Raw genomic sequence first — 4615 nt, 5'->3', positions numbered from 1 at the left:
CTGCTGCGCCGGTGTGGCGGCCGCGCTCTCCTTCCACGGCCTGGTCGGCTTCGGCACCCAGAACCTCGGCAGCCTCGGCGAGATCGACCAGCGGGTGCTCGCCACCCCGGGCCAGGTGCTGGCCGCGGGGTGGGAGCTGGCCCGCACCGGGGAGTTGGCGACCAACCTGCTCGCCTCGCTGCAGCGGGTCGCGGAGGGCCTGGCGATCGGGGTGACGCTCGGCGTGCTGCTGGCGGTCGCCGCCGGGATGTTCCGGCTGGGCGAGGAGCTGGTGGACTCCACCCTCCAGGTGCTGCGCTCGCTGCCGGTGCTCGGGCTGCTGCCGCTGGTGATCATCTGGTTCGGCGTGGGGGAGGAGCCCAAGGTCGCGCTGGTGGTGTTCGCCACCGTGTTCCCGGTCTACCTGAACACCTACGCCGGCATCCGCGGGGTGGAGAGCCGGCTGGTGGAGTCGGCCCGGGTGCTGGGGCTCGGCCGGCTGGCGCTGGTCCGCCACGTCGTGCTGCCCGGCGCGGTCCCCGGCTTCCTGGTCGGCCTGCGCTTCGCGCTCACCAGCTCCTGGCTGGTCATCATCATCGCCGAACAGCTGAACGCCACCAGCGGCATCGGCTACCTGATGAACCAGGCCCAGGCCTGGTACCGCACCGACATCATCGTGCTCGGCCTGCTGATCTACGGACTGCTGGGCCTGGCCGCCGACGCCGTGGTCCGCCTGCTGGAGCGCCGACTGCTCCGCTGGCGGCGCGGATTCGACGGGAACTGAGGGGAGTTGAACCATGACGACCGCCACTGACACCGGGACCACCGGTGCTGCTGCCGCCGCCACTGTCGCCGACACGGCCGCTGACGCCGGCGCCGACCTCCGGGCCACGGCCCACCCGGCCACGGCCGCGGACCCGGCCACCGCGGCCGACCCCGCCACCGCCGCGGACCCGGCCGTGCTGGCCCGCGACCTGCACCGGTCCTTCGAGGGTCGGGAGGTGCTCTCCGGCATCGACCTGCGGATCCGGCGCGGGGAGTTCGTCGCCCTGCTGGGCCGCAGCGGCTCCGGGAAGAGCACCCTGCTGCGCGCCATGGCCGGCCTCGACCCGGATTTCCGGGGCCGGTTGCTGGTACCGCAGCGCCGCTCGGTGGTCTTCCAGGACCCGCGCCTGCAGCCCTGGAAGCGGGTGCTCGACAACGTGGTGCTGGGCCTGCCCGGCACCCGCGCCGAGAACCGGGCCCAGGGGCTGGCCGCGCTGGCCGAGGTCGGCCTGGAGCGGCACGCCGACGCCTGGCCGGTCACCCTGTCCGGCGGCGAGGCACAGCGCGCCGCGCTCGCCCGCGCGCTGGTGCGCGAGCCCGAACTGCTGCTGCTGGACGAGCCGTTCGGTGCGCTCGACGCGCTCACCCGGATCCGGATGCACGACCTGCTGCGCCGCCTGTGCCGACGGCACCGGCCGGCCGTGCTGCTGGTCACCCACGACGTGGACGAGGCGGTGCTGCTCGCCGACCGGGTGGTGGTGCTCACCGAGGGCCGGCTGGGCGCCGTGCACGAGGTCGGGCTGCCCGCGGAACGCTCCCGCAGCCACCCGGAGTTCGCCGCGCTGCGGGCGGTCCTGCTGGCCGAGCTGGGCGTGGTGGACGACGCGGCGGGGGAGGAGCGGTGACCGACCTGCTGCCCGCCGCCGCCGTGCCGCCCGAGCTCTTCCGGCAGGCGTTCCGCCGCCATCCGGCGGGCGTGGTGGTGATCACCGTCGATGCCGGGCGCGGTCCGGCCGGCTTCACCGCGACCTCGCTCACCTCGCTCTCACTCGATCCGCCGCTGGTCTCCTTCGGCATCGCCACCGGCTCCTCCAGCTGGCCGCACCTGCGCGACGCCGGGACGGCGGTGGTCAACTTCCTCGGGGACGACCAGGAGCCGCTCGCCCGGCGGTTCGCCACCAGCGGGATCGACCGCTTCGCCGAGCCGACCCGCTGGCACCGGCTGTCCGGCGGCGAGCCCGCCCTGGACGGGACGGCCGGCCGACTCACCGTGCGGATCGAGCAGTTGGTGACCGCCGGTGACCACCGCCTGGTCCTCGCCCGGGTCGAGCAGGCCTGGCTGCCACCGGCCGGCCGGCCCCTGCTGTACCACGACGGGCGGTACCACCCGGCGCCGTAGCGGCGCCGCGTCACCCGTGCCGGCCCGTGGCCGCTTTCCCTCCCCGTCGACCCTCCTCCCCGTCGACCCTCCACACCGCCGACCCTCCTCACCGCCCCTCCGCCACCGAACGGAAACCCGACCATGACCTCGGCCGAGCGCCAGCTGCACTTCAACCTGTTCATCCTCGACACCGGCCACCACGAGGCCTCCTGGCGGCTGCCGCAGTCCGACCCGCTGGCCCACATCGACCTCGCCTACCACCAGAACCTCGCCCGGATCGCGGAGGCGGCCACCTTCGACTCCGTCTTCCTCGCCGACGCCCCGGCCCTGTGGGGCGACGTGGGCCAGCGGCCGAGCGGTCGGCTGGAGCCCACCCTGCTGCTGGCGGCGCTGGCCGGCGCGACCAGTCGGATCGGCCTGATCGCCACCGCCTCCACCAGCTACAACGACCCGTACAACCTGGCCCGCCGGTTCAACTCGCTGGACCACATCTCCGGCGGCCGCGCCGGCTGGAACATCGTCACCACCGCCGGTGACGCCGCCGCTCGGAACTTCGGCCTGGAGGCCCAGCCCGCGCACGCCGAGCGGTACGAGCGCGCCGACGAGTTCCTGGAGGTGTCGACCCTGCTCTGGGACAGCTGGCAGGACGACGCCGTGGTGGCCGACAAGGAGCGCGGCGTGCACGCGCTGGCCGACCGGGTCCACCCGATCGGCTTCGCGGGCCGGTACTTCAAGGTGGAGGGCGCACTCAACGTGCCGCGCTCGCCGCAGGGCCACCCGCTGCTGGTGCAGGCGGGGTCCAGCGAGAGCGGCAAGGACTTCGCGGCCCGCTGGGCCGAGGCGGTCTTCACCGCGCAGCCGACGCTCGCCGAGGGCCAGGACTTCTACGCCGACGTGAAGCGCCGCGCCGCCGCCTTCGGCCGCGACCCGGAGCAGGTGAAGATCCTGCCCGGCATCGTGCCGGTCATCGGCGACACCGAGGCCGAGGCCCGCGAGCTGGAGGCGGAGCTGGACCGGCTGATCCGCCCCGAGTTCGCCCAGCGCCAGCTGGCGGGCCTGCTCGGCCTGACGCCCGACCAGCTGCCGCTGGACCGGCAGCTGCCGGCCGACCTGCCGGAGGAGGAGCTGATCGAGGGCGCCAAGAGCCGCTACACGCTGATCGTGGAGCTGGCCCGGCGGGAGCAGCTGACGGCCCGACAGCTGATCGCCCGACTCGGCGGCGGGCGCGGCCACCGCACCTTCTCGGGTACCGCGGAGCAGGTGGCCGACACCATCGAGCAGTGGTTCCGGCAGGGGGCGGCGGACGGCTTCAACATCATGCCGGCGGTGCTGCCCTCGGGCCTGGAGGTCTTCGCCGAGCGGGTGGTCCCGATCCTGCGCGAGCGAGGCCTGTTCCGCACCGAGTACACCGGAACCACGCTGCGTGACCACTACGGCCTGGCCCGCCCGGCCAACCGGTTCACCGAGGGCGCGGGCTCACGGCGCGAGCCGATCGCGGTGGCCTGACGCGATGTCGGGCGATGCCCCGTCCGGCGGCTGCCCGCCGGACGGGGCATCGTCTGGCGTGCCTGCGGAGGCGGACGGTGACGCACTGTTAACACTATGACGTGACCACACTGAACCGCGCGCCACGGCTGCGCGCCGCCACGGCGGTCGTCGCCGCCGCCGGGACCGCCACGGCGGTCGCCCTGCTGCTGACCGGCCCGGGGTCCGCCGCGGCCGCGCCGGGGGACCTGGCCAGCGCGACCCTGGTACAGCTCACCAGCCAGGACGTGCCGGCGATCGGTCTGACCGCCTACAGCGGCCGGTACGGGACCGCGCACTCCACCACCGTGCCCGACGCGAACGCCGCCGACTTCACCAGCGACCCGGACGGCATGCTGTCCCGGATCTCCATCGCCACCAAGGTGACGCAGACCGGCACCGACACTGCCCGCTACTACGCGCAGGCGCAGCTGACGGCCCTCAGCGTGATGTTCAACTCCAAGAAGTTGATCAGTTTCGGCCCGGTCGAGGCCGGCACGGTGGCCTCGCTGGACTCCTACGCCCAGTGCGTGCCGCCGCCGTACCTGGTGCAGGCGCTCGCGTACAACCGCACCAACGGCGGGGAGATCACGGTGCTCGGCCAGACGGTCGGGGTGGGCACCACCACCCTCCGGATCACCGGCACCGACCTCGGCGTGCCCGACATCGGTCCCAGCACCCTGGACGTCACCGTCACCCGCCACGAGGACCCGGCGGCCCAGGCGGCCCAGTACACCGCCGAGGCCTGGCTGGACATCGACGTCTCCGGCACCTTCAACGACCTGACGGGCCACCAGGAGTACCAGGGCAAGGTCACCCACGCGCGCCTCGGCGAGGTCTCGGTCGTCTGCCAGGGCGCCACGCCGACGCCGACGCCGACGCCCACGCCCACCCCGACCCCGCCCCCCCCGGGGCGCCGCCGCCCCCGCCCCGCGGGGCCGCCCCGCGCGGGGGGGGGGGGCCCCC

Annotated in this window: 5 protein-coding genes; all 5 read left to right on the top strand. The window is 74.5% G+C overall.

The genetic code is table 11. From position 1 onward, the window contains the following. The coding region (locus ACFW1A_RS38805) for an ABC transporter permease (protein WP_380418111.1) at positions 1 to 763 on the top strand (763 nt) is incomplete at its 5' end. Between the two features lie 13 nt (positions 764 to 776). After that, positions 777 to 1649: an ABC transporter ATP-binding protein gene (locus ACFW1A_RS38800; protein WP_380418109.1), complete on the top strand. Its 873-nt coding sequence runs from the start codon at positions 777 to 779 to the stop codon at positions 1647 to 1649. After that, the gene (locus ACFW1A_RS38795; RefSeq protein ID WP_380418107.1) at positions 1646 to 2143 is read left to right on the top strand and encodes a flavin reductase family protein; all 498 of its coding nucleotides are present in this window, start codon (positions 1646 to 1648) and stop codon (positions 2141 to 2143) included. The genes ACFW1A_RS38800 and ACFW1A_RS38795 overlap by 4 nt, the downstream gene beginning before the upstream one ends. Before the next feature lie 123 nt (positions 2144 to 2266). After that, on the top strand, positions 2267 to 3631 hold the full coding sequence (locus ACFW1A_RS38790; RefSeq protein WP_380418105.1) for an LLM class flavin-dependent oxidoreductase: 1365 nt from the start codon (positions 2267 to 2269) through the stop codon (positions 3629 to 3631). Between the two features lie 101 nt (positions 3632 to 3732). Then, on the top strand, positions 3733 to 4615 hold an 883-nt coding region (locus ACFW1A_RS38785; protein ID WP_380418103.1), incomplete at its 3' end, for a hypothetical protein.

It is taken from the genome of Kitasatospora sp. NPDC058965 (assembly GCF_042741245.1).
Taxonomy (GTDB): domain Bacteria; phylum Actinomycetota; class Actinomycetes; order Streptomycetales; family Streptomycetaceae; genus Kitasatospora.
The sequence above is the reverse complement of the archived record's forward strand: the minus strand, read 5'-3'. Positions and strand labels throughout refer to the sequence as shown.